The organism is Rhodococcus sp. G6(2025) (genome assembly GCF_058628105.1).
On sequence record NZ_CP179752.1, the window covers coordinates 415628 to 436841 of the forward strand.

At 65.1% G+C, this 21214-nt stretch carries 17 protein-coding genes and 1 tRNA gene; 9 read left to right on the forward strand and 9 right to left on the reverse strand.

Going from position 1 to position 21214, the window contains the following annotated elements:
- The first annotated feature begins 230 nt into the window (after positions 1 to 230).
- Positions 231 to 1292 carry a zinc-binding dehydrogenase gene (locus tag ACLIVD_RS42790; RefSeq protein ID WP_491933813.1) on the forward strand — a complete coding sequence of 354 codons (1062 nt, stop codon included), beginning with the start codon at positions 231 to 233 and terminating at the stop codon, positions 1290 to 1292.
- A gap of 176 nt (positions 1293 to 1468) precedes the next feature.
- Here ACLIVD_RS42790 and ACLIVD_RS42795 read toward each other — a convergent pair whose 3' ends face one another.
- The 6 genes from ACLIVD_RS42795 to ACLIVD_RS42820 all read right to left on the reverse strand — a co-directional run bounded on the left by ACLIVD_RS42795 (position 1469) and on the right by ACLIVD_RS42820 (position 9938).
- On the reverse strand, positions 1469 to 2596 hold the full coding sequence (locus ACLIVD_RS42795) for an oxidoreductase (RefSeq protein ID WP_491933814.1): 1128 nt from the start codon (positions 2594 to 2596) through the stop codon (positions 1469 to 1471).
- Between the two features lie 145 nt (positions 2597 to 2741).
- A complete protein-coding gene (locus ACLIVD_RS42800; protein WP_491933815.1) occupies positions 2742 to 3770 on the reverse strand; it encodes an NADPH-dependent F420 reductase in 1029 nt (342 codons plus the stop codon).
- A gap of 120 nt (positions 3771 to 3890) precedes the next feature.
- Positions 3891 to 5357, reverse strand: coding sequence for an aldehyde dehydrogenase family protein (locus ACLIVD_RS42805; protein WP_477926150.1), 1467 nt, complete (start codon positions 5355 to 5357; stop codon positions 3891 to 3893).
- Positions 5358 to 6076: 719 nt separating this feature from the next.
- Positions 6077 to 6823, reverse strand: coding sequence for an NADPH-dependent F420 reductase (locus ACLIVD_RS42810; RefSeq protein WP_283334450.1), 747 nt, complete (start codon positions 6821 to 6823; stop codon positions 6077 to 6079).
- 280 nt (positions 6824 to 7103) lie between these two features.
- On the reverse strand, positions 7104 to 8564 hold the full coding sequence (locus tag ACLIVD_RS42815) for a DHA2 family efflux MFS transporter permease subunit (RefSeq protein ID WP_491933816.1): 1461 nt from the start codon (positions 8562 to 8564) through the stop codon (positions 7104 to 7106).
- A gap of 42 nt (positions 8565 to 8606) precedes the next feature.
- Positions 8607 to 9938, reverse strand: coding sequence for an NtaA/DmoA family FMN-dependent monooxygenase (locus tag ACLIVD_RS42820; RefSeq protein WP_491933817.1), 1332 nt, complete (start codon positions 9936 to 9938; stop codon positions 8607 to 8609).
- A 299-nt stretch (positions 9939 to 10237) separates the two neighbouring features.
- Here ACLIVD_RS42820 and ACLIVD_RS42825 point away from each other — a divergent pair, with 299 nt between their 5' ends.
- Together ACLIVD_RS42825 and ACLIVD_RS42830 are read left to right on the forward strand one after the other, a co-directional pair.
- On the forward strand, positions 10238 to 10828 hold the full coding sequence (locus tag ACLIVD_RS42825) for a TetR/AcrR family transcriptional regulator (RefSeq protein WP_283334447.1): 591 nt from the start codon (positions 10238 to 10240) through the stop codon (positions 10826 to 10828).
- Positions 10829 to 10926: 98 nt separating this feature from the next.
- Positions 10927 to 14208, forward strand: coding sequence for a protein kinase domain-containing protein (locus tag ACLIVD_RS42830; RefSeq protein ID WP_491933818.1), 3282 nt, complete (start codon positions 10927 to 10929; stop codon positions 14206 to 14208).
- A gap of 568 nt (positions 14209 to 14776) precedes the next feature.
- Here the strand turns inward: ACLIVD_RS42830 and ACLIVD_RS42835 are convergent.
- Positions 14777 to 15103, reverse strand: coding sequence for a hypothetical protein (locus ACLIVD_RS42835; RefSeq protein WP_477924212.1), 327 nt, complete (start codon positions 15101 to 15103; stop codon positions 14777 to 14779).
- Positions 15104 to 15412: 309 nt separating this feature from the next.
- Positions 15413 to 16027 (reverse strand): Rv1733c family protein, encoded by a 615-nt coding sequence (locus tag ACLIVD_RS42840; RefSeq protein WP_477924226.1) that lies wholly within the window; start codon positions 16025 to 16027, stop codon positions 15413 to 15415.
- 701 nt (positions 16028 to 16728) lie between these two features.
- On the opposite strand from ACLIVD_RS42840, the gene ACLIVD_RS42845 reads away from it, so the two are divergent.
- From ACLIVD_RS42845 to ACLIVD_RS42855, 3 genes are all read left to right on the forward strand, one after another.
- Positions 16729 to 17046 carry a hypothetical protein gene (locus ACLIVD_RS42845; protein WP_491933819.1) on the forward strand — a complete coding sequence of 106 codons (318 nt, stop codon included), beginning with the start codon at positions 16729 to 16731 and terminating at the stop codon, positions 17044 to 17046.
- 252 nt (positions 17047 to 17298) lie between these two features.
- Positions 17299 to 17646, forward strand: a complete 348-nt coding sequence (locus ACLIVD_RS42850) for a hypothetical protein (RefSeq protein WP_491933820.1) — start codon at positions 17299 to 17301, stop codon at positions 17644 to 17646.
- A 78-nt stretch (positions 17647 to 17724) separates the two neighbouring features.
- Positions 17725 to 17798: transfer RNA gene (locus ACLIVD_RS42855), tRNA-Ile, on the forward strand.
- Between the two features lie 139 nt (positions 17799 to 17937).
- On the opposite strand, the gene ACLIVD_RS42860 is transcribed toward ACLIVD_RS42855, so the two are convergent.
- Positions 17938 to 18231, reverse strand: a complete 294-nt coding sequence (locus ACLIVD_RS42860) for a DUF4193 domain-containing protein (RefSeq protein WP_491933821.1) — start codon at positions 18229 to 18231, stop codon at positions 17938 to 17940.
- Positions 18232 to 19020: 789 nt separating this feature from the next.
- Between ACLIVD_RS42860 and ACLIVD_RS42865 the strand changes: the two genes are divergently transcribed.
- The 3 genes from ACLIVD_RS42865 (at position 19021) to ACLIVD_RS42875 (ending at position 20938) form a co-directional block, all read left to right on the forward strand.
- Complete coding sequence (locus tag ACLIVD_RS42865) at positions 19021 to 19782, forward strand: DUF2510 domain-containing protein (protein ID WP_491933822.1); 762 nt, start codon at positions 19021 to 19023, stop codon at positions 19780 to 19782.
- 154 nt (positions 19783 to 19936) lie between these two features.
- The gene (locus ACLIVD_RS42870) at positions 19937 to 20380 is read left to right on the forward strand and encodes an antitoxin Xre/MbcA/ParS toxin-binding domain-containing protein (RefSeq protein WP_491933823.1); all 444 of its coding nucleotides are present in this window, start codon (positions 19937 to 19939) and stop codon (positions 20378 to 20380) included.
- On the forward strand, positions 20381 to 20938 hold the full coding sequence (locus tag ACLIVD_RS42875) for an RES domain-containing protein (protein ID WP_491933824.1): 558 nt from the start codon (positions 20381 to 20383) through the stop codon (positions 20936 to 20938).
- Positions 20939 to 21214: the final 276 nt, after the last annotated feature.

Consider the following 21214-nt stretch of genomic DNA (forward strand, 5'->3'; position numbering starts at 1 on the left):
AGGCAGCCCACTGAGGGCACGTTTACCGAACGGCATCACGTTGCGCCGTCGTCATCGACGAAATCGATGAATATCCGTCGTGCTTCTCCGTCGATCCTCGCGAGACCTGCCGCTTCAATCGCGAGGCTCGATGCGTCGGACACGATATACCCGCAGAGTTCGACAAGAAAGGATTCGCTGTGAGAGCTGCAGTAATCAGGAAGACCGGCCAAGCGTTCACGGTTTCGGACGTGAGCGTTGCCGAGCCGATAGGACATGAAGTACTGGTCGAAGTGCGTGCGTCCGGGCTCTGCCACAGCGACATCTCCGTTGCGCAAACGGGGATGGGCGGTGACTGGCCGATGGTTCTGGGGCACGAGATCGCCGGTGTCGTCGTGGCAGTCGGGCCGTCCGCCTCGCGAATCAAAGTCGGCGATCACGTCGTCGCAGCCGCCCTTCGTCCGTGCGGTCAGTGCCGCGCGTGCCTTAAGGGCGCCGTGTGGGCGTGCTCGCAGCCCGACGCGCTGGACAGGGGCCCAGACGAGAAGCCCCGTCTCGAGGACAAGCACGGCGCCATCGGCCAGATGACAGGTTTGGGCGGCTTCGCCGAAAAGGTTCTTGTGCACGAAAATCAGTTGGTGAGTATCGATCCGGCGATGCCTTTCGAGCAGGCCTCGATAATCGGATGCGCCGTGGCAACCGGTGGCGGCGTCGTTCTGAACGTCGCCAAAGTGCAGCCCGGTGAGTCGATCGCGGTCTTTGGTTGTGGCGGCGTTGGTCTCAACGCCATTCAGGTGGCAGCGCTGGCGGGAGCTACACGGATCATCGGTGTCGACATTCAGACCGACAAACTCGAGCTTGCGCAGAAGTTCGGTGCCACGGATGTCATCGATTCGACGAAGGTCGACGCAGTCGAGGCCATTCAGAAGCTGACCGAATCCGAAGGCGTCGATCATGCCTTCGTCATGGTGGGTGTCCCGCAGGTTACCCAAACTGCCCTCCAGATCCTCGGCCAGTCCGGCACGGTCTACCTCGTCGGCGGAATGTCTCCGGGTGCCGAGGTGCATCTGCACCCGTCTCCTGGAGACAGCTTGTTGCTTCCTTTTCAGCAAGGCATCAGAGGCACTTGGCTCGGTTCGTCGAACTTCTATCACGACATTCCGATGTACGTGGATCTTTACCTGCAGGGGCGGCTCAACCTCGATGACCTTGTCTCACAGACAATCTCCATCGACGACATCGACAAGGCCTACGAGGAACTGGAGCGCGGCGGAATCGCGCGCAGTGTGATCACATTCCCGGCTCAGTCTTGATCTTCGTCCGCATGTAGCGAGGAAAATGCCGTCGCGGACGGCATGCCCAGCGCGTTTCTGAGCGGGCGAGGACTCCGTCCGGTACCCGTCGCCAGCTGCGCTGGGCACAATCGCTCAAAAGAAACCTGGCCGTCGGAGATGGCGATTCCGACGGCCAGGAATTCTCGGTGGTTTTCCTACTTCTTGAAATGAACGATCTGGTCGGTCTTGCCGGTGTGGGTCTTGTTCACCCATTCAGGATCAGCAAGTAATGGGCGTCCGAGTGCAAGTAGGTCGAACTCGTCGCGTTCGAACTTTTCCACCACCAAGCGCAGCTTCTCGTCTCGGTCCTGGTCGTCGGCGGGGTCGTCCCCGACGAATGGGTGGTCTACTGCTACCGACCCGACCATGATCGCAGGTAGGCCCGTGATCTTCTTGGCCCATCCGGACAGTCCCATGTGCTGGTCGGCGGAGTTTTCCGAGGGGAAAGCAGGTAACCAGTGTCGACGTGTCGACAGGTGGAACATGTCGACACCCGCATCAGCAAGCGGGCACAGTATCTGCTCGAGTTCCGTGGGAGTCGACGCGACAGCCGCGTCGTACTGTCCCACTTTCCACTGCGAGAATCGATAAATGATCGGAAAGCCAGGTCCAAGCGCTTCCCGTACGGCGGAAATAGTCTCTATGGGGAACCTGACGCGGTTCCGGAGCGTGCCGCCGTATTCGTCTTCACGTCGATTCGTTTGTTCCCATATGAACGTATCGAGCACCATTCCGTGTCCTCCGTGGATTTCGACTCCGTCGAAGCCGAGGTCGGAAGCCAGCTTCGCTGATTCGACGTACGCGTCTTTGATTGCGTCCATGTCAGCACGAGTGAGGGCTCGTCCAAGGGGCTCACCGTCTACTCCGATGCCGGATGGTCCGACGGTGGGAACGTCCGGTTCGAATTCTGGTTCGCCGCCGCGCATCACGCCCATATGCATCAGTTGACTGACGATCGCCACATCTTCACCGTGAACAGCTTCCACGACCGAACGCCATCCCGCGGCGCTGTCCTTGCCGTACATGTGCGGCATACTCGCGCTGCTTCCGGCTGCGGGAGCTCGAACCAATGTTCCCTCGGTGATGATCATTCCGACCCCACCGGCCGCCCGCTTACGGTAATACTCCACATTGTCGTGGGTCGGAATGCCCCTCGGTGAGTTTTCCCTCGTCATGGGAGCCATCACGAAGCGATTGCGCAGCTTCAGCGATGACACCGAGAATTCGCTGTACAAAGGCTCCAACGCTGCGCTGTGTACTGGGGGGTTGTTCTGCTCGCCCATGGCGTTCTCGAATCCTTCTTGTCGTTGAACTTCGACAGTTGTGGGAGCGCCTGAACGCCAGGAGAACCCACTTACTAGTTTGGTCATAATCAGATCGCGTAGGCGCGACGTCAGAACCGGAATTGCCCTCGCTGAAGTCGTGCGATTACCCGCGGAGTTCGTCGTCCTCGGACGTCAAGTTGTACATGCGACGCCCCAGCGTCAGAATGTCCTCGTCGGTGTACTGGTCTCGCGCAGCGAATACCTTGTCAGCAACCAGGTCGCGCTTCTTGGTTGCTGTTGCTCGGTCCGCTCGCTGTAATGCGAGCTCGAGGTCTGCGGCGGAGAGATCGGTGCAGTAGGCAGGATTGCCAGGCTCCTGCCGCCACGACTCGTCCAGCGAGCCGGCGTCGATTGCATCGAAACCGGTCTCGTCCACCAGTTTCATGGTCGTTGCCCTACCCGCGCTGTCGTCACCCGACACCGGCAGGGCGATGCGGTCGTCTGCACCGTTCGGCAGCCCCTTGTCGGTGAGACTGCCGGCGAGGATGCTGTTCCACGCTTTGACCACAGAGCGTCCGAGTTGGGCACTAACCCAATGGCTTTCAGTCTGACTGTCAGCGAGGCACTCGGGTGTGCCATCACGGAAGGGAAAATAGTTGGAGGTATCGATCACAATCACTGAATCGTCGATTTCGGCGAAAAGGTTCTTCAGCCGCGGTAGCGCATTGAAGGGAACGGAAACAATGACAACTTGCGACCGGCGAACGGCGTCAGCCGCGTCCACCGCGGATGCCCCGGACGCGGCCGCGATCTCTCTAATTGTCTCCGGACCACGCGAATTCGCCACCAGAACCGTATGTCCCGCAGCGCTCAATTTGCGCGCCAGCGTTAACCCGATTTTTCCGGCTCCCACAATGCCGATCTGCATGTGCGCAATCCTTCCTGTTGTCGACGCGCGTCTCGGAACGTGTCGCGCTCTGAGTGGTTGAAGGGCTCGATCTGATGTCCGACGAAGACGAGTCGTAGGCACGGCGAGGAAGGCGACCGAAACGTCATCCGATGGCGGGTGTTGCCTCCCGGGCACGGGACCAGAGTGGCCGCAGCTGGTCCGGGGGTGGTCTAGCCGCGCACACGCTGATCGAGTGCGCCGGGTGCACGTGGGCAAGAAGGCCTGAATCTCGCCTTGATCCACGCACCCCGCGACGCGCGCCTACGATGCCCGGTGGATCAGCGCATACTCAGGCAGGTAATTGATCGATGCGTGTCGTGTACGACGACGGCGCTGGCGATACGCATCTTCGCGTCCTCGTGCTCACTTGGCTTGCGGCAAGTTCACCTGCTTCGTCTCAAGGAACTCCTGGATGCCTTCGATGCCACCCTCGCGGCCGACTCCGGACATTTTATATCCACCGAAGGGCGCCGTGATGTTGGGACCGAACGAGTTGATCGCTACGGCACCGCTCTCCAGGCGGGGGGCAAGCTCGAGCGCCTTGTCGACGTCGGGCGTGAATATGCCATTGCTGAGCCCGTATTCGGTGTCGTTGACGGCTGCGACACCCGCCTCCAGATCGTCATACACTTCGACCGTGATGACCGGCCCGAATACCTCTTCACGGTTGATCTGCATGTCGGGGGTCGTCCCGGTCAGCAGGGTCGGCTCGAACCAGTAGCCTCGCTCAAACATGGATCCGCTTGGCCTCTTGCCGCCGGTCAGGACAATCGCCCCGACATTCTGCGCGGTTTCGACGAATTCCTCGACTCGATCCCGTTGTGCGCGAGAGACAAGGGGGCCGACCCCGGTGCTTTTGTCAGCTGGATCGCCGACGGTCAAGTTGCGGAACGCTGTCGTCAAGGCAGTTATCCACTCGTCGCCTCTCGACGCTGGCACCAGAATACGACTTTGGGTCGTACAGACCTGCCCGGCCTGCATAGTGCATCCATACGCCAACATCGGCGCAAAATGCGCAGGATCGGCATCGTCGAGCACGAGCGCGGCCGACTTCCCTCCGAGCTCGAGAGTCACGCGAGTCATGTGCTCGATGGCCGTAGCCATCACTTTCTTGCCCGCCGCGGTGCTTCCAGTGAACGAAATGTTCTTGATGCCGGGCCGAGAGATCAGGAATTGGCCCAGTTCACGACCCCCGGGAAGGAAGGAGATCAATCCGGCGGGCAGGTCGACCTCGGCGAGCGCTTCGGCGAAAATGAAGGATACCAGGGGAGTTTCAGGCGAAACTTTCACCACAACGGGGCATCCCGCCATCAGCGCCGGCGCGATTTTCACCGCTGCCAAGACCAATGGGGCGTTCCAGGGCACGATGGCTGCAACCGGCCCCATAGCCTCCCGGCTGACGTAAACCGGCCCGGTGAGCGTGTCTCGACGGGTCGGACCGAGATCGAGCTGTTCGGCGAGTAGAGCCGTATCGCGGAAAATCGCCGCTGCAGTTGCCGCCGTGAAACCGGCGAAAGAGGACAGGCCACCCTGATCGAGCGTATAGATTGCTTCGAACTCCGATGCGCGACGTTCGATCGCGTCGGCGATGGTGTTGAGAACCTTCGCCCGTTCGTTGAGATCGGTGGCGCGCCAGTGTCCTGCGCGGTGCAACTCGGCGGCGGCGGCAACCGCACTCTCCACATCGGCCTCGCATGCGAGCGGCACGCGACCGATTGCTTCTTGAGTAGCTGGATTTTCTACGTCCAACCACTCGCGGTCGGTGCTCACGTTCCATTCGCCCGCAATGTAGAGCGCGTCACGGAAAGTAAGGGCATTGGTAGGGTTCACTCCGCCTCCTGCGGACTAGAGCTGACGTTGCCTGCAGCAGCGAAGGCGCAACATTGTCGCATTCTGCGACGCGGTGCCTCGTCGCTCACCGGCGGCATGGTGTCCCGTCGACGCTTGTAACAGGATTCGTCGCATGGACTATCAAGCGTGACTGCGGTCGGCGCTGTTGCCCCGATCACAGCAATTACATTGTTAGACGACTAGCAATAAAAGTCAAGCGCCCTGAGATGAGGGCTCCGGTTCCGACGCCCACCGGTGGCGCAGAACGCGCTCGATGCGCGACGTCGGCGCGCTCTCGCGGGTCCGCCGCACAGTACCGCCCGAGACCGCGATCTACTCCCGCGTTGGGCTGTGGGAGTCCGTGCCGGCGGTCCAGTTCGATGCGGATACGGTGAAGTCGAGCGGTTTGAACAACCCGGATTCGTGTGTCCGTGCACCGACGGTGTAGCGGAGAAGAGACGACCATCGCGTATGCATCGAAATAGTGCCTTTGACCTTGGAGAACTTGTGAAGCCGCCCAGAGCGCCTTCACCGTTCACTCGCTCGGTAACCATCGACCATGACACCGCACGACCGTCGCGCATCATCCTGCCGTTTTCCCGCGTACGCCGAACCTCGGTGACCGGCCGGCGCGGGTGCAGCGGATTCCACCGAATGTCGACCTACTTCGTCACCTGGCGGAGTGGGTCGACATTCGGGCCGTGGTGCGGGCACCAGAGTTACATGAACAGCGCACGGCTTACGCGGACACCGAATTCCGAGTCCGGGTTCGTCTTCCCGTCGCCGACCCTTTCGGTGAAGGCGGCAACTGCCAGGTCGCGCCGCTTCGGCAATCTTGCGGACTCTGCCGCGGCCAGCGCGGCCGGCATCTCCTCGCTGGTGAGGTCAGTGCAGTAGGCGGGTGCGCCGGGTTGCTGGCGCCATGATTCCGCGAGTCTCCCCGCGTCGAACCCGTCGAACCCGGTGTCCTCGACCAATGCCATGCCTACTGCGCGTTCTCTGTCATCGTCGGCGGCGACCGGGATGGCGATACGGCCCGCGGTTCTCACCGGCGTTCCTTTCCCGGCGAGTGAGCCGGAACCGATGGCGTTCCATGCCTTGACGATCGGTCGCCGGAGTTGTTCAGCAGCCCAAAGGCTTTCGACTTGTCCGGCTTCGATGGACTCGATCGTGGAATCGCGGGCCGGATAGTAGTTCGACGTGTCGATGACGACTGTGTCGGCGGGCACGGTGGTGATTAGCGCTGCGACCTCCGGAAGACGGCTCAGTGGGATGGACAGGATCACGACGTCCACATCCTTCACCGCCTCGGCCGCGGATGCTGCACGCGCTCCCGTGGCAAGAACTTCGGCGTCGATCGTTTCCGGCCCGCGGGAGTTGGCCACCTTCACGTCGTGTCCGGCGGCGCCCAACTTCTGACTCAGGGTCTTGCCGATGTATCCGACGCCGAGAATGCCTATTTTCATGTGGAACTCCTTCTGTTATGCATCATTTCATTGGGTCAACAGGCTTCAGCGAACGTTTCGAACATGCGTCGACGGGATGCGTTGACCCGTCGGCTCGGCCTTGTCGAACGCGCAGATCGTTGCGAGAGCGTCTATCCGTATGGGAGCTGCGATCTCGCGCGGTATCGTCTGTTCGAACGGGATTCGCCGCTCGTTCGGTTGCGCGCGTGATTCGTGACGGTGCCCTCGACCGGCCCATGCGAAAGCGTCGGCTTCCGAGCGGTGTGGGCGCTGGGGTGGTTCAGTGGGCACTTGGCGCTTTGGGAACGAAAAGGACGCCGAGGACGGCGACGATGGCGAAGACTCCGGCGGTCGTGAAGGTTGCCTGGGCTGCGGACACGGACTCGGCCATGCCGAGTGCACCCGCATCCTTGGCCCCGATCGTGTAGGCCGAGATGAGCACTGCACCACCGGCGGCCCCGGCCAGTTGTTGGATGGTGGTGAAGGCTGCAGTGCCGTGCGGGTAGAGGTCGGCACGCAGGGAGGCCAATGCGGTCGTCGTCATCGGCGCCCACATGAGAGCTTGGGAAGCGGAGAGGACGAGGTAGGCCATCAGGATCGTGACCACACTGGTGTCCCCGTTCATCTGGCTGAGGAACCACAGGGACGCCGTCCAAACGACCGCGCCGGGGATCGCCAGTGGTCGTGGCCCGAAGCGGTCGTAGACCCGTCCGCCCAGCCCGGAGACGATCGCGATGAGGACCCCGCCAGGAACCAGGAAGAGGCCGATTGCGAAGGTGCTCAGTCCGACGACGTGGGTCAACACCAGGGGCAGGACGATCAGCGTGCCGAACCCGTTGAGCGCGACGATGACCATCACCAGGAGTGGCACGGTGAACGACCTTGTGCCGAAGATTCTCATGTCGAGGAATGCGTCGCGGTGGCGCTGCAGGACGACCTGTCGGTAGACGAACGCCGCGATGCCGGCCAGCCCGACGGTGATCGGGAGGTAGGGCGGGATGGGCGCGTGGCCCGACACGGACTCGCCGATCGAGGCCAGGCCGTAGACGAGCGAGCCGAACCCGACGGCGGACAGCACCAGCGACAGGATGTCGAGCGTCGCCTGCTCGGGTGTGGTGATGTTGCGGAGCTTCATCGCCCCCAGTGCCAGTGCTGCCAGGGTGATCGGCAGTACGAGAATGAAGAGCCACCGCCAGTTCAGCTGGGACAGCACGACACCGGACACTGCCGGGCCGACCGCCGGTGCCACGGCGGTCAATCCTGTGACCAGTGCCATCGTGTGGCCGCGGCGACCGGCGGGGACAAGGCGCATCGTCGTGGTCATCAGCAGCGGCATGAAGACGGCGGTCCCGGCGGCCTGGACGATTCGTCCGGCGAGCAGGACCTCGATTGCCGGCGCGAGGGCGGCGATTGCCGTCCCGACGGTGAATAGCGATAGCGCACCGAGGAAGATGGTGCGCAGGTGGAACCGTCGCATTACGTATCCGGTGGCCGGGATGAGCACCGCGAGCGTCAGCAGGTAGCCCGTCGTGACCCACTGCCCGGTGCTCGGGGTGATGCCGAAATCGACGATTAGGGTGGGGAGCGCGACCCCGAGCAGCATTTCATTGAGTAGGACGATGAATGTCGAGACCATCAGCAACCCGATGACCAGAGCGCTTCCCGGGGCGAGCCGAGCCTCAGGATCGGTCTGGGATGCGGTGGGTGTGACGTTCGCGACCGGTGTGTCCGGGATTGACATGTGCGTGCTCTCTGTCTGGAGTGGTGGGTCGGTTGTGAGGGGTCAGCTCGACGCGAGTGCTGCGCCGGCGAGGCGTGGGTCGAGTCCGTACTGAGCGGGTGCGCCGAGGTGATCGCGCAGGGTGGACCCTTCATAGTCCCGGTGGAACAGGCCGCGCTCTTGCAGCAGCGGGACGACCTGGTCGACGAAGGCGTCGATGCCGTCGTGGTAGACGTCGATGGCCAGGGAGAAACCGTCGCAGGCACCGGCCTCGAACCACTGCTGCATGTGGTCGGCCACGTCGGCGGCCGTGCCGGGCACGACCGGGTGGTAGTCGATGACCCCGTGGGCCAGGACGTCCCGGAGGGACCAGCCCTCACGTGCCACCTCCAGTGCGCGGGTCGAACGCGGGTCTCCCGGGTTGGGATTAGCATCGGCGAGCTGACGTGCGGTGAGCGGCTCATCGAGCTGACCGGGGCGCAGGTGCAGACCGATCATTGCGCCGAGGTAGGTCACGCGCTGGTCCAGGTCGACCGACTGGTCCAGCAGACGCCGCCGGTCCAGGGCAGCCCGGTGGGTGGGCGCGATGCTCGGCATGAAGCCGGCGAACAGTTTCACCTCGTCGGGGTTCCGGCCGGCGCGTTCGGCGGCGAGGCGCAGTGCCGCACGGTGCGCGCGGCCTTCCTCGATGGTGAAGGGATTGGCGTACACGCCGCTGGCGTAGCGGGCCGCCAGGTCCAGCCCGTTCCCACCGCCACCGGCCTGGAAGAGGACCGGCTGGCCCTGCTCGGACGGTGGGATCGGCAGCGGTCCACGCGCGGCGACGTGGCGGCCGTGCATGTTGATCGGCTGGATCTTGCTCATGTCGGCGAACCGCTTGCCTGCGACGTCGCGTACCCAGGCGTCCCGCTCCCAGCTGCCCCACAGCGCCTGGACCGCTTGGACGACCTCGTGGGCTCGCTCGTATTTCTCCGCACGCGGAGGAACCGAGCGGCCGAAGTTTGCCGCGGCGGCTGCGTTCGAGGTGGTGACCGCGTTCCATCCGGCCCGGCCGTGGCTGATCACGTCGAGTGCCTTGAACTGGCGGGCCAGGTTGTAGGGCTCGTTGAAGGTAGTGGAGGAGGTGGTGACCAGGCCGATCCGTTCGGTCTCCCGGGCGATCGAGGTCAGGATCAGCAGCGGGTCGATCGCGAAGTGAGGAGGCTCGTGCTCGAGATCCACGTCCAGCGCAGGCGTGTCGGCGAAGAACAGCAGTTGGATCTTGCCGCGCTCGGCAGCCTGGGCATACCGCACGAACTGGTCCATGTCGGTGTAGCTGAACAGGTTCGCCCCCGGCACCCGCCACGAGCCCGGTTGAGCTCCGTAACCGCTGGTGAGCTGCAGGCATAGGAGCATAGTGCTCGAATCATCGCCGCGGGAGTAGGGGAAAATCACTTGGGGTTCGCTCTCTGTTGACGCTTCGAGGGGTGCCACGTGCGGTGCTCGCTTTCGTGGTCGTTGTCGGTCGACGGTGCCGGTGCCGGGGTGGGATAGCCGTCGAGTAGAAATTGCACGCGGGATGGCTTTGCTCGACGGCGGGGATGCCGGGGTACGCTGATGAAGTGGGGGCTGCCCCCAGATAATAAACGGGGTGCCCCCCCGTTTAGCAAATCGGCGTCGTAACGTAGGCGTTTCTAGAGACTTTGAGGTGCGACATGGCGGGTAGCGAGACGCGACTGCGTCGATCACGGGCGGACTTCGAACGGAACCGGTCGGAAATACTGGAATCTGCCGAGAAGCGTTTCTCCAAGGAGGGAGTAGGCACCTCCTTGGAGGCGGTAGCACGCGACGCAGGGGTCGGGTCGGCCACCCTCTATCGCCACTTCCCGACCCGCGACGCACTACTCGCTGAGCTGCTGAGTCGCCGCGAGAGCCAACTCCTGTCCGAGAAGCATCGAATCGAGCAGATCGTCGACAGTGGCTCGGCACTGGAACAGTGGATGGCCGCGCTCGAAGACTTCTTCGGGGCGTTCGAGGGCCTGCCCGGGCCGCTGCGCAGCGCGTTCCTCGAGGAACACAATCCCCTTGCGGTCAGCTGCACCGGCTTTATCGAGCTGACCGGCCAGTTCCTGGGTGCGGCACAGCGAGACGGGAAGGCGCACAGCTGGCTTCGCGCGCGTGACCTCTTCCTCGCCGCGCTCGCCCTGAGCTGGGTCAGAGGCTCGTCGCTGGCAGACGAGTCGTCCCAACAACACCTCAGGGCGTTGAGCAGAGACGGCTACGCATCCACCAATGAGGCTCCCTAACCCGAAGGTCGCCCGAGGTCACGTTCGACTCAGGAGGACGCAGGAGCGGCGATATCCTGAACGTGCATGATCGAGAGGTGAGCGGCATGGGTCCGACGATGGGAGATGATCCTCTCGACACCCAGCGCGACGTGACGCCTACGGTCACGACGGAGCTGGATGCGGCCGGGTTCGCGGATGCAGAGGAGATCGGGCGTGGCGGTTTCGGTGTGGTTTACCGCTGTCGCCAGACGGAACTGGACCGCACCGTGGCGGTCAAGGTGCTCACCGCGGACCTCGATGAGGAGAACCGGGCCCGGTTCTTCCGGGAGCAGCGGGCGATGGGCAGGCTCACAGGGCATCCCAATATCGTGAACGTGCTGCAGGTCGGCGCGACCGACAGAGGGCACCCGTACATCGTGATGCCATACCACCCGCTCGATTCGCTGGATGCCCGCATCCGGGGCAGCGGGCCGCTCGGGGTGGACGAGGTACTGCGACTGGGGGTGAAACTGGCCGGGGCGCTCGAGACCGCGCACCGCGCCGGCATCGTGCATCGCGACGTCAAGCCGGCCAACGTTCTGATCACGGACTACGGCGAACCGGAGTTGACCGACTTCGGCATCGCGCACATCGCCGGCGGGTTCGAAACGGGTACGGGCACGGTGACCGGGTCACCGGCGTTCACCGCCCCGGAGGTGCTCAGCGGCGACCCTCCCAGTGCGGTCTCGGACATTTACGGGCTCGGGGCGACGCTGTTTTGCGCGCTCACCGGTCATGCGGCGTTCGAGCGGCACAGCGGTGAACAGGTGATCGCTCAGTTTCTGCGCATCACCACACAGCCGGTTCCCGATCTGCGGGAGCAGGGAATCCCGGACGACGTGTGCGCCGTCGTCGAGCGCGCGATGGCGACGGCACCCGGGGATCGGCCAGGGTCGGCCGCGGCGCTAGGCGAGGCGCTCCAGCAGATCCAAGCAGCGCGTGGTCGCGCGGTGGACGAGATGGCGCTGCACGGAACGGGTAGGGCGGCTGCGGCGGCTACCGCCGGCGTCGCGCAAGCCGGCTCCAACGTGTCGCCGCAGCCGCGGCACCGGCCCCGGCATGCTGCGGCGGGAAACCTGCCGATGGAGCTGACCAGTTTCGTGGGACGACGCCGAGAGTTGACCGAGGCCAGGGCCGCCTTGTCGGATGCTCGCCTGGTCACCCTCACGGGAATCGGCGGGGTCGGCAAGACGCGGCTGGCCCTACGGGTCGCGGCCGACGCCCGCCGCGGGTTCCCCGACGGGGTCTACTGGGTCGAGTTGGGTGAACTGACCGACGAATCCCTTCTCATCGACATCGTCGCTGCGACCCTGGGACTGCGTGACCACTCTGCACGTCCGCTAAGGGAACTCGTTGTCGAATTCCTCGCGGACCGGCGCCTGCTGCTTGTACTGGACAACTGCGAGCAGGTGGTGGACGCGGTCGCGCAGCTGTCTGAGACGCTGTTGCGAAGCTGCAGCGAACTACGTGTCCTCGCCACCAGTCGTGAATCGCTCAGTATCGGTGGGGAGGTGGTGCTGCGGGTGCCGCCGTTGACCGCGCCCGAACCGGACCGCGAGCCGACTCTGCGTGGGCTGCCCCAATTCGACGCGGTCACTCTGTTCGCCGAACGCGCCGCGGCGGCGGTGCCGGGATTCATGCTCTCCGAACAGAACAAGGACGCCATCGCTCTAATTTGTCACCGGTTGGATGGTCTGCCACTGCCGATCGAGTTGGCGGCGGCGCGACTGCGGGCGATGTCGGTCGAGCAGATCCTGCGCCGGCTGACCGACCGCTATGGGCTGCTCACCTTGGGCGACCGGGGCGCGCCCACTCGGCAACAGACCCTGCGGTTGTCCATCGCCTGGAGCTACGACCTCTGCACGACGCAGGAGCAGCAACTATGGTCGCGGCTGTCGGTGTTCGCGGGCAGTGTCGAACTCGATGGCATCGAAGGGGTCTGCGCCGACAACCCGGATACCGGAGACGCCCTCGACACGGTGACCTCTCTGGTGGACAAGTCGATTCTCATTCGAGAGGAGTCGAGTGGCGTCGTGCGGTTCCGGATGCTCGAAACCCTGCGTGACTATGGCAGAGAGAAGTTGGAGGAGGCCGGCGAATCCGAGCGAATGCGTCGACGACACCGGGACTGGTATTTGCAGCTGGCGTTGCAGGCGGACACCGAGTGGATCAGCAGTCGACAGATCGCCTGGATCGACCGCCTACGCCGAGAGCTGTCGAATCTGCGTGAGTCCCTGGAATCCTCTCTAAAGGAACCGAATTCGTTGGAGTGTCTGCGGATGGCGACGGCGCTGTTCCCGTTCTGGATGGGGCGGAGCATGTTCAGCGAGGGCCGATACTGGTTTGACCGCATCCTCGACAGCTCACCGGGAGAGCCAAGCAGCCTGCGCATCCGAGCGCTCTGCGACAATAGCGAATTGGCCGAAGCGCAGGGGGACGTGGTAGCCGGAACGGCTCTGGTTGCGGAAGGCCGGGCGCTGGCGGAGCACACGGACGACCCCACCATAGAGGCCTACATTGCCTACGCGGAAGGCGTGCTGGCACTGTTCGCCGGTGATCTTCCGCGGGCCCGTGCGCGCCTTGAGGCTGCCGCCCTGAATTCTCGATCGCGCGGCCATTCGGCGCAGCTGCTCAAGGCTCTCATGTTGCTCGGGACGGTGAATGATCTGCTCGGCGACTCGGCGCGGTCGATCGACTACTACCATCAGGTTCTCGATATCACCGGGTCGGTCGGCGAGTCGATGTACCGCGCCTACACACTGTGGGCCCTGGGCGTTGCCACGTATCGGCAGGGCGACGACACGAGCGCCCTGCGCTATCTCACCGACGGACTCACGCTGGCTCGCCGGGTGGACGCCCCGTTGACTGTGGCCACCTGCCTCGAAGCGTTCGCGTGGATCGCCGACCGGAACGGTGGCGCGGCGCGCGCCGCGGTCCTGATGGGTGCGGCGGAAGCCACGGTCGAGATGACCCGTCACTCAACGGTGTTGTACCCCAACCTTAACGGGTTGCACGAGCAGTGTGAGCGACGCATCCAGCGCATTCTCGGCGAGCGAGCATTCGAGAAGAACCGGAGCCACGGAGCGTCCCTCGACGTCGACAAAGCAGTCGCTTTCGCGCTCGGTGAGCCAGAGCCTGAGGCCGCTGTAACAACGCCTTCTACGCCGACGACACCGACCAAGCGGGAGCGGCAGGTGGCCGACCTCGTGGCCGAAGGACTCACCAACAAGGAGATCGCCGCCCGATTGCATATTTCACCGCGCACAGCGCAGGGACATGTCGAGCATCTGCTGTCCAAACTGGGCTTCAACTCCCGAGCCCAGATCGCTGCATGGGTTGTGGAGCAGGAACGCCGGTAGGCGCACTCCAGTGAAGCCCCTGACGGAGACCCTTCCAACTGGCTGACCCTTCAATCTGACTCCGGTGAGTTGCAATCCGACTCTTCCTGGTGCCGGGTGGTGCCGTCATCTCCGTAGTGTCCGCGCTCGGTGATTGGGTGTACGACCGCTTCGAGCCACGCCCGCTGGCTATTCGATCCTCGGCACGCTGGACGAAAGCAGCCGAGTGTGGGCGTATTTGGCAGCCTACCTCGCCCTGGCCGGCACAAGCGATGATGTGGGCTCCGATGACAACCATTGCCCCGTCGGCCTTGCGCGCCGCTCGCTACGCGCACGGAAGTGCGGCGCTCGACCGTCTCCGCGTGTCGGAGGGCGAAGACTATCCCGACCACTGCGCTCGACGAGGTTCTCGACGAGCTCAACAGTGTCGAGCGATCACTGTGAGATCCGAGGTGATTATCGGCGGTGCGGCACCCCGAGGTGTGGTGGTCGCGATGGCAGTCACCCTGGGTCGGGGACGGTGGTGCAGGGGTGGTTCGGTCCGATCAGGCTGGATGGCGACCGAAAATGCGATGGCCGGGTTCGTGATTCACAGGTGCGCCAGCATGGGAAACAGGGCGATCGCGGAGACGGTGATGCCCGCGGCGCCGGCCACGACGCCCAGTAGGGCCCGCAACGATGCCGCCTCGTCGTCCGCTACCGCGGACCGCGACGTGGCGATAGCGCCGCACACGACCGCGGCAACTCCCAGGATGAAGCCGAGCCCGACCACCCAGAACGAGGCCACGGACAGCGCCCCCAGGGCGATAGACACGACCGGCAACCGCGAGCCATGCTGCTTCGGTATCTCGTTGCTGTTGACGGAAGAACACATGCGGTGGTCGGCGCAGGGGTTGCGAGGGACAGCGGTGGTCATGTTCCTCCTTCTCACGGTCAGTCGGGTTCGGGCGGGCATGAATGGCTGTACAGGACCTGGAGTGTCTTCGGGACGGTTCGGTCCAAGGATGCCGGGAGCAGCGTTGCCGAGGCTGCGTCAGTGGTCGTTGGTCGCGACTCGGTCGAGGGTCCCGCTTGTGACGTAGACCCCATAGGAATTTAGCACTCATGCTTGGAGAGTGCTAACTCTTTTTGCTAAGTAATTTCATCCTCGGTGTGCCGTCCCGGACACTGCGGCCGAGTGCACCCCAGCCGCCACCGGGGTGGGGTCGCAACCAGGTGCTCGGCTCTATGTCGGTGGTGTGTCGAACTGTCTCCACTCGTGTGCCCAGCGCCGCAACCGGTTCCGGATGAACACTCTGTGTGCGAGGGCCGTAAGGAGCATGACGGCACCGGCCGTGAGTGCCCAGACCCCGCAGGCGGCGGTCACGGCGAGGACGGTGTTTTCCCGGCTGTCGGGGACGGGGCCGGTGAGGTTGCCGTCGGCGTCGACGCTGATGGTGATGGTCTGACCGGCCTTCGCGGGTGGGTCGGTGACCACGGCGGCGACGTGATCCCCGTGGGGTGTGGACCAGCGCGCCCGGGCGGTGTTCTGGGTGCCGGCGGGGAGAATCGAATATTCGGGGGTGTGGGGTGCGAGGTAGGTGTCCTCGAGCAGGACAGCAGGTACGGGGTGGACGCCGGCGCGCAGTGTGTGGGTTTGCTGTTCCAGTCGGGTGTGGGTGGCGGTGCCGAACGCGGCGGCGACGGGGATCAGCAGCAGGACCACGACCGCGGTGAGCAGGATGAGGGTGGCCTCGTAGCGGTCGCTGGGGCGCATCAGGTGGTTGCGGCTCCATGGGCGCAGCCGCCACCACCGAATCGGTGTGGCCACCGGTACCGGTGCCGGTTCCTCCCGACGCATGGTCACCTCCCGCAGGATCTCTGCTTCCCTCCCTTCGATTGTGCGACGGAATCCGCGGTGGTGTTTTCCGCACGTTGCTCGGCGAGCGCCGGAAAGGCTCACGCAGGGTGCTTCAGGCGGAGTGCATTGTGGTGTATTCGTCGATTGCCTCGTGCATGAGTCGTCGCTGGGCTTGCGGTGCTGACGCGTGAATTCGTCGAGATCGTTGCTCGGTGGCAGTGGCAGTCGGACTTGCCGTTTGGGGAGGCGCCGCTGATGCCCGCGTTCTGCGGCAGCAGGGATGGGCAACCGGCGCGGCCTTCTCGAGCAGGGCCAGGCCCGCCACGCGGCGTCGTTGCCTTGCATGGCGGTGCCGAGTCCGTCCGAGCCATGTCGTGCTCGGCCCGCGACCGGTGGGCGCACCTTCGCACTCGCCGCTCGAATGGGAAACGGGGTTTAGGGGTAGTGGGTCGCCGATCTCGTGTCCGACGACGTCACCGCGTTCGAGCGACCGACTGGCAGGCTGCGCCGGTTGCTGTCGCGCGAATGGAGCGCGTCGGTTGTGTGTTGGGCGTATCTGGGTGGCCGCCGACGGCACCGTAGGGTCGGATGCTGCAGCTGTCCGTGCGCGGGTGGTGTTCGTGCAGGTCGGGTCGCGTACCGGGCCGGTCGGTGCTTATGCTCGATCTCGGGAGTTTCGCCGAGCGAAGAGGTGCATCAATATGGCCCGAAACAGTGGCAGCCGGCCGGTCGGTGGCCCGGAGTTGACGGTCGGTGTCCGGGTGTTGGTCCGCAGGAGCGCCGGGGCCGATCTCACCGGTGAGGTTGTCGAGGATTATGCGGCGGTGACCGATCCTGGCGGTGGTGGGCATGAGTGGGCGCCGGTGCATCGGTGGGCGGTCGCGCTCGACGACGGGCGACTGGTTTTTGCCGACACCGAAGACCTGACCATCGATCCGGGCTTCCACCGCTCCGCCCCGGACCCGACCCCGGACCGGGATTCGGGCGTGCGGGCACCCGGCCGACACCGGGGAGAGTGATCGACGGCAGCCGCTTCGTGGCCGGTTCTGGTCGGCGTCACACATCGTGCACACGAATTTCGATAGCAGTCAGTCGATTACATGAATGACGTGGGTGAGGTCCCGGAGGGGGTACTTCGATCCCACCGCATGATCTGTCGGGGTATGCCTGAGTCGTAACATAGCCGCACCGGACGTGATTCGCGCTGTGGTGTTGTTCGGAACTAAGGCTTCTGGCTTACCGTGTCGGGTATGAGAGGTGATGAGGCTCGCGTGGTTCGGGACTTCGCGAGGTGGTTGTCATCTCACGGGTGGACGGTGGTGACCGATTCGGATGTCGTGGATATCGTTGCCGAGAAGGACGGTCGTCGGCTCTACGCCGAGGTCAAGGGCGCGACGACCGTGCCGGGGTTGGATGTCGATACCGCGATCGGGCAGTTGGTGAGGCGGATGCCGAGCGAGGCGGATCAGTCGGTGTCGTTTGCGTTGGTCGTGCGTGACGAGCCTGGATCGGTGGACGCGGCGGGGCGGGCACCTCAGCGGATTCTGGATCTGTTGGGGATGGCGCTGTATGCGGTCGATGAGGACGGTGGTGTGCGGCAGCTCTTCGGCCGCGCATGAAGACTGTCCTCGGTACGGGCCGGGGCTACGGCTAGCAGGGTGGCCGGTAGCATCAGCACGGCCCACGATGGTGGGGATGGGGCGGTAGCTCAGTCGGTTAGAGTCGTGGACTCATAATCCATTGGTCGCGGGTTCGAGCCCCGCCCGCCCCACCGCGTCGCCGGGCCGCCGGGAGGTCCGTGGAGGGGCGATGGCCGGCTGCCGCTCCGGCGGGGCAAGTGTGTGCGATGCAGTGACATTGGTGGACCGCTCAGCCTGGTGGTGTCCGGGTCCTCGGATGCTCCGACGTTCTCAGGCGCAGTCGCGGCAGATTTGTTGCGCAGCGTCGGCGAGGCGGCTGCGGTGGTGGACGAGGAAGCAGCTGGTGCAGGTGAATTCGTCGGCCTGTTTGGGGATGACGCGGACGGTGAGTTCTTCGCCGGACAGGTCGGCGCCGGGCAGTTCGAAGGATTCGGCGGTGTCGCTGTCTTCGACGTCCACGGCGGGGGACTGGGTGTCTTTCCTGCTGGCGGTGAGCTGTTCGAGGGACGTGTCCGCCGTGTCGTCGGATTCGGTGACTCTGGGGGCGTCGTAGTCGGTGGCCATGCCTGTTGCTTCCTCATGTTCTGGGTGTTCGGACCGCCACCCTAGAGGGTCCGGCGGCGTGACATGCTCGCGGGTCTGTCGGAGTCCACCGGGGAGCTGCTCGGCCTCTTCGTGGTAGCGCAACTCTCGGGGATCGATCAGTGGGTTCCGGGGTGGTGGTGCGCCCGCCACCGTTGTTGCGCTTTTCTACGACTTGGCCGGTCTCGTACGCGGCTCGGGACCGGTTGTGGTTGAGCGGGAGAGGGTTTCCGTTGGGTCGGGCGTTGCTGCGCCGCTCTCGTGCGGCGATCACCGCGGCGCCGTCGACGTCAAGGCCGGTCACTGTCGGGTCGTCGGGTCGTGGTTGTCTCCGGTTCGTCGATGACGAAGCGGAGACCGTGACTACCCTGCGGTCCCGGGGTGTCCGCGCACACTCCTTGGGCGAGTTGTCCGGACTCGGGGTGCGGGAAATGCGAGGGCGGTGACCGACGGAACGCGGGGAAGTGGCGACGGTCGTGGGGTGCCCCGACCCCGACGCCGCGGTCACCGGGGTGCCGCGCCGCACCACGGTCGCGGCCCGGTGGCACACGGGGTGGACTGAGTCGGTCCCCCGGCCGGGGATCCTGTCGACGCGCAGATGCCGGGAACTCGCCGTCCGCGTTGCTGGCCTTCGCCCCGCGGTCCAGGCGAACCTGGCCCTGTCGGGGGTGAGCTGTTCACTGGTTCCCCGTTCGGGGAACGTGGCAGCTGTAACGCACCGATCGCCGTGTGCGACGTTCCTGCGGACACCATCGCTGAGAACGGATCGACATGAACCCTCCCGCCGGCTGGCACCCCGATCCCTACGACCCTGCCCTCGATCGGTACTGGGACGGTCACCAGTGGACGGGGCACACCCACCCCAGGGGCAGTGACGCCCGGGCCCAGGTTTTCGCCACTGCCGGCACCGGCAACCCGAGTGAGGGCGGAACCAAACGACGGAGCTGGCCGTGGCTTCTCGGCGTGGTCGCCCTCGGTGCCGGTTTCGTGATCGTCGCGGCGGCGGCCGGGCAGGACCAGCGGCCGGACTCGGCACCGGTCGTCGCCACCGTCACCAGCTCGGCTGCTCCGACGACCACGACCAGGACAACGGTCCCGGCGCCGACGTCCCGGACGCCGTCGACGACGACCTCACCTGCACCGGCGCCGCGAGAACCGGAGGTGGCTGAGATCACGAAGGAGGTGGCTGAGGTCACCACGGAGGGGTATGTGCCGACGACGCAGGCCGCGCCGGTCCCACCTGCCCCGACTCGATCGCTGGAGTACTCGTGCAGCGATGCGGACTGGCGCGAAGCGATGGGCTCTGACGGTGACGCCCTCTGCGGATCGACCTCGCGACCGCGCAACCAGTCTCAGCCCACGACTCAGTACACGCCGCCGCCGGTCGCCACTGGTGAGCAATCATCCACCGGCACGGTGCATCCGGGTTCTTACTGCAGCACTCCCGGTACCACCGGGGTGACCACCAAGGGCACCCCGATGGTCTGCGCTCCCGGCTCCGATGGTGAGGACCGCTGGCGGTCGGCGAACTGAGCCGCTTCGCTGCAATCCGCCGGCCTTGTCGCTCGACGAGTAGATCCTTTTCTCTGATTCGCGGCATTGCGACTACCCCGGTCGAGACGGCCGCCCAGCGCGGGTGGCACGACCCCTCCTTCTGCCCAACAGAAATGTTGGGTAGAGTGAGGGTATGGCGACGGTGAAGGCACGAGACGAAGCAACGCCGGCTGCGGCGAAGAAGGCCGCGGGGCGTGCGGCGCGGGCGAGTGGTCACGGTGGTAGGTCGCCGCGGGTGGCCGCCGATGATCCGTTGTCGGTGGAGCGGGTGCGGTACCTGACCGGCGCGTTCGGTGGCACGCAGCTCGCGGCGATCGTCGGGGTGAACCGGTCGCAGCCCTCGCGGTGGATCAAGGGTGTGGAGCGGCCGGGTCCGGCCGCGGCGCCGCTGTTGATCGACCTCGAGCATGTCCTGGCCCGCGCCCGCCTGGTGTGGGGGGAGACGGCCGCCCGCACCTGGCTCGAGAGCGCCAACGCGTATCTCGATGGGGCGCGTCCGCTCGATGTGCTGCAACTGTCCGGCCCGGCTCCGGTGCTCGAAGCGTTGGATGCGCAGGCGTGGGGCGGGGCCGCCTGAGTGCTGGTCTACCGCATCTTCCCTTACCTGTCCGCGGCGGCACCGGGGGAGCCGGGGCACCCGCTGTACGAGCACCGACCGCAGCGCGGCGGCCGGATCGATCACCCGGACTATCACGTCTGGTATCTCTCCCGGCTGGCCGAGGCGGCGTGCGGGGAGAGTTTCGGGAACCTCGCCCGCTGGGAGGCGTCGATGTTGGAGTTCCCGCTACTCCCCGGGTCGCGGCGCGCGCTCGGGGTGTTTGAGTTGCCCGATGATCTGCGGGTGCTCGACCTGGACGATCCGGCCCAGTTGGTGCGGTTGGGGTTGCGCCCGACGCAGGTGGTGACCCGGAATCTGACGGTCACGCAGGGGTGGGGGCATCGGATCTGGTCGGAGACCGAACCGCACACGGGGGATCGGGCGTGGCAGGCGGTGTCGTGGTGGTCGTATCACCGCCCGCAGTGGTCGGTGCTGGCCTCCTGGCTGCGGCCCGCGCTGGTGCGGGTCGAACCCCTGGATCTGGATCATCCGGCGATCGTCGACTCGGCGAAGGCACTCCAGCGCATCGTGATGTGAGTGATCGCCGGGACGGCTTCCCGGTCCCTGCGTCCCTCCGCGATCAGGACGGAGGCAGCCGACCGAGTGCAGTGCTATCTCTGTGGCATGTCGAACTGTTTCCACGCCTGTGCATAGTGCTGCATGCGGTTTCGGCTGAACCGTGTGTGCGAAGGCGGTGGGGAGGCGGCGGCTGCGAGTGATGCTTTAGGAGAGCCCCGTCCCCGGTTCCACCGAAGCTGGAACCGGGGCGGCGTCACTCCGCGCGCGCAAGGGTCTTTCGAGACGAGGTGGGTA

Coding starts and splice junctions, on each gene's coding strand:
- ACLIVD_RS42835 (WP_477924212.1), bottom strand. CDS start 15,103: ATGACCACCGCTGTCCCTCGCAACCCCTGCGCCGACCACCGCATGTGT.
- ACLIVD_RS42810 (WP_283334450.1), bottom strand. CDS start 6,823: ATGAAAATAGGCATTCTCGGCGTCGGATACATCGGCAAGACCCTGAGT.
- ACLIVD_RS42795 (WP_491933814.1), bottom strand. CDS start 2,596: ATGGGCGAGCAGAACAACCCCCCAGTACACAGCGCAGCGTTGGAGCCT.
- ACLIVD_RS42860 (WP_491933821.1), bottom strand. CDS start 18,231: ATGGCCACCGACTACGACGCCCCCAGAGTCACCGAATCCGACGACACG.
- ACLIVD_RS42825 (WP_283334447.1), top strand. CDS start 10,238: ATGGCGGGTAGCGAGACGCGACTGCGTCGATCACGGGCGGACTTCGAA.
- ACLIVD_RS42870 (WP_491933823.1), top strand. CDS start 19,937: ATGGCGACGGTGAAGGCACGAGACGAAGCAACGCCGGCTGCGGCGAAG.
- ACLIVD_RS42815 (WP_491933816.1), bottom strand. CDS start 8,564: ATGTCAATCCCGGACACACCGGTCGCGAACGTCACACCCACCGCATCC.
- ACLIVD_RS42845 (WP_491933819.1), top strand. CDS start 16,729: ATGGCCCGAAACAGTGGCAGCCGGCCGGTCGGTGGCCCGGAGTTGACG.
- ACLIVD_RS42865 (WP_491933822.1), top strand. CDS start 19,021: ATGAACCCTCCCGCCGGCTGGCACCCCGATCCCTACGACCCTGCCCTC.
- ACLIVD_RS42830 (WP_491933818.1), top strand. CDS start 10,927: ATGGGAGATGATCCTCTCGACACCCAGCGCGACGTGACGCCTACGGTC.
- ACLIVD_RS42820 (WP_491933817.1), bottom strand. CDS start 9,938: ATGCTCCTATGCCTGCAGCTCACCAGCGGTTACGGAGCTCAACCGGGC.
- ACLIVD_RS42840 (WP_477924226.1), bottom strand. CDS start 16,027: ATGCGTCGGGAGGAACCGGCACCGGTACCGGTGGCCACACCGATTCGG.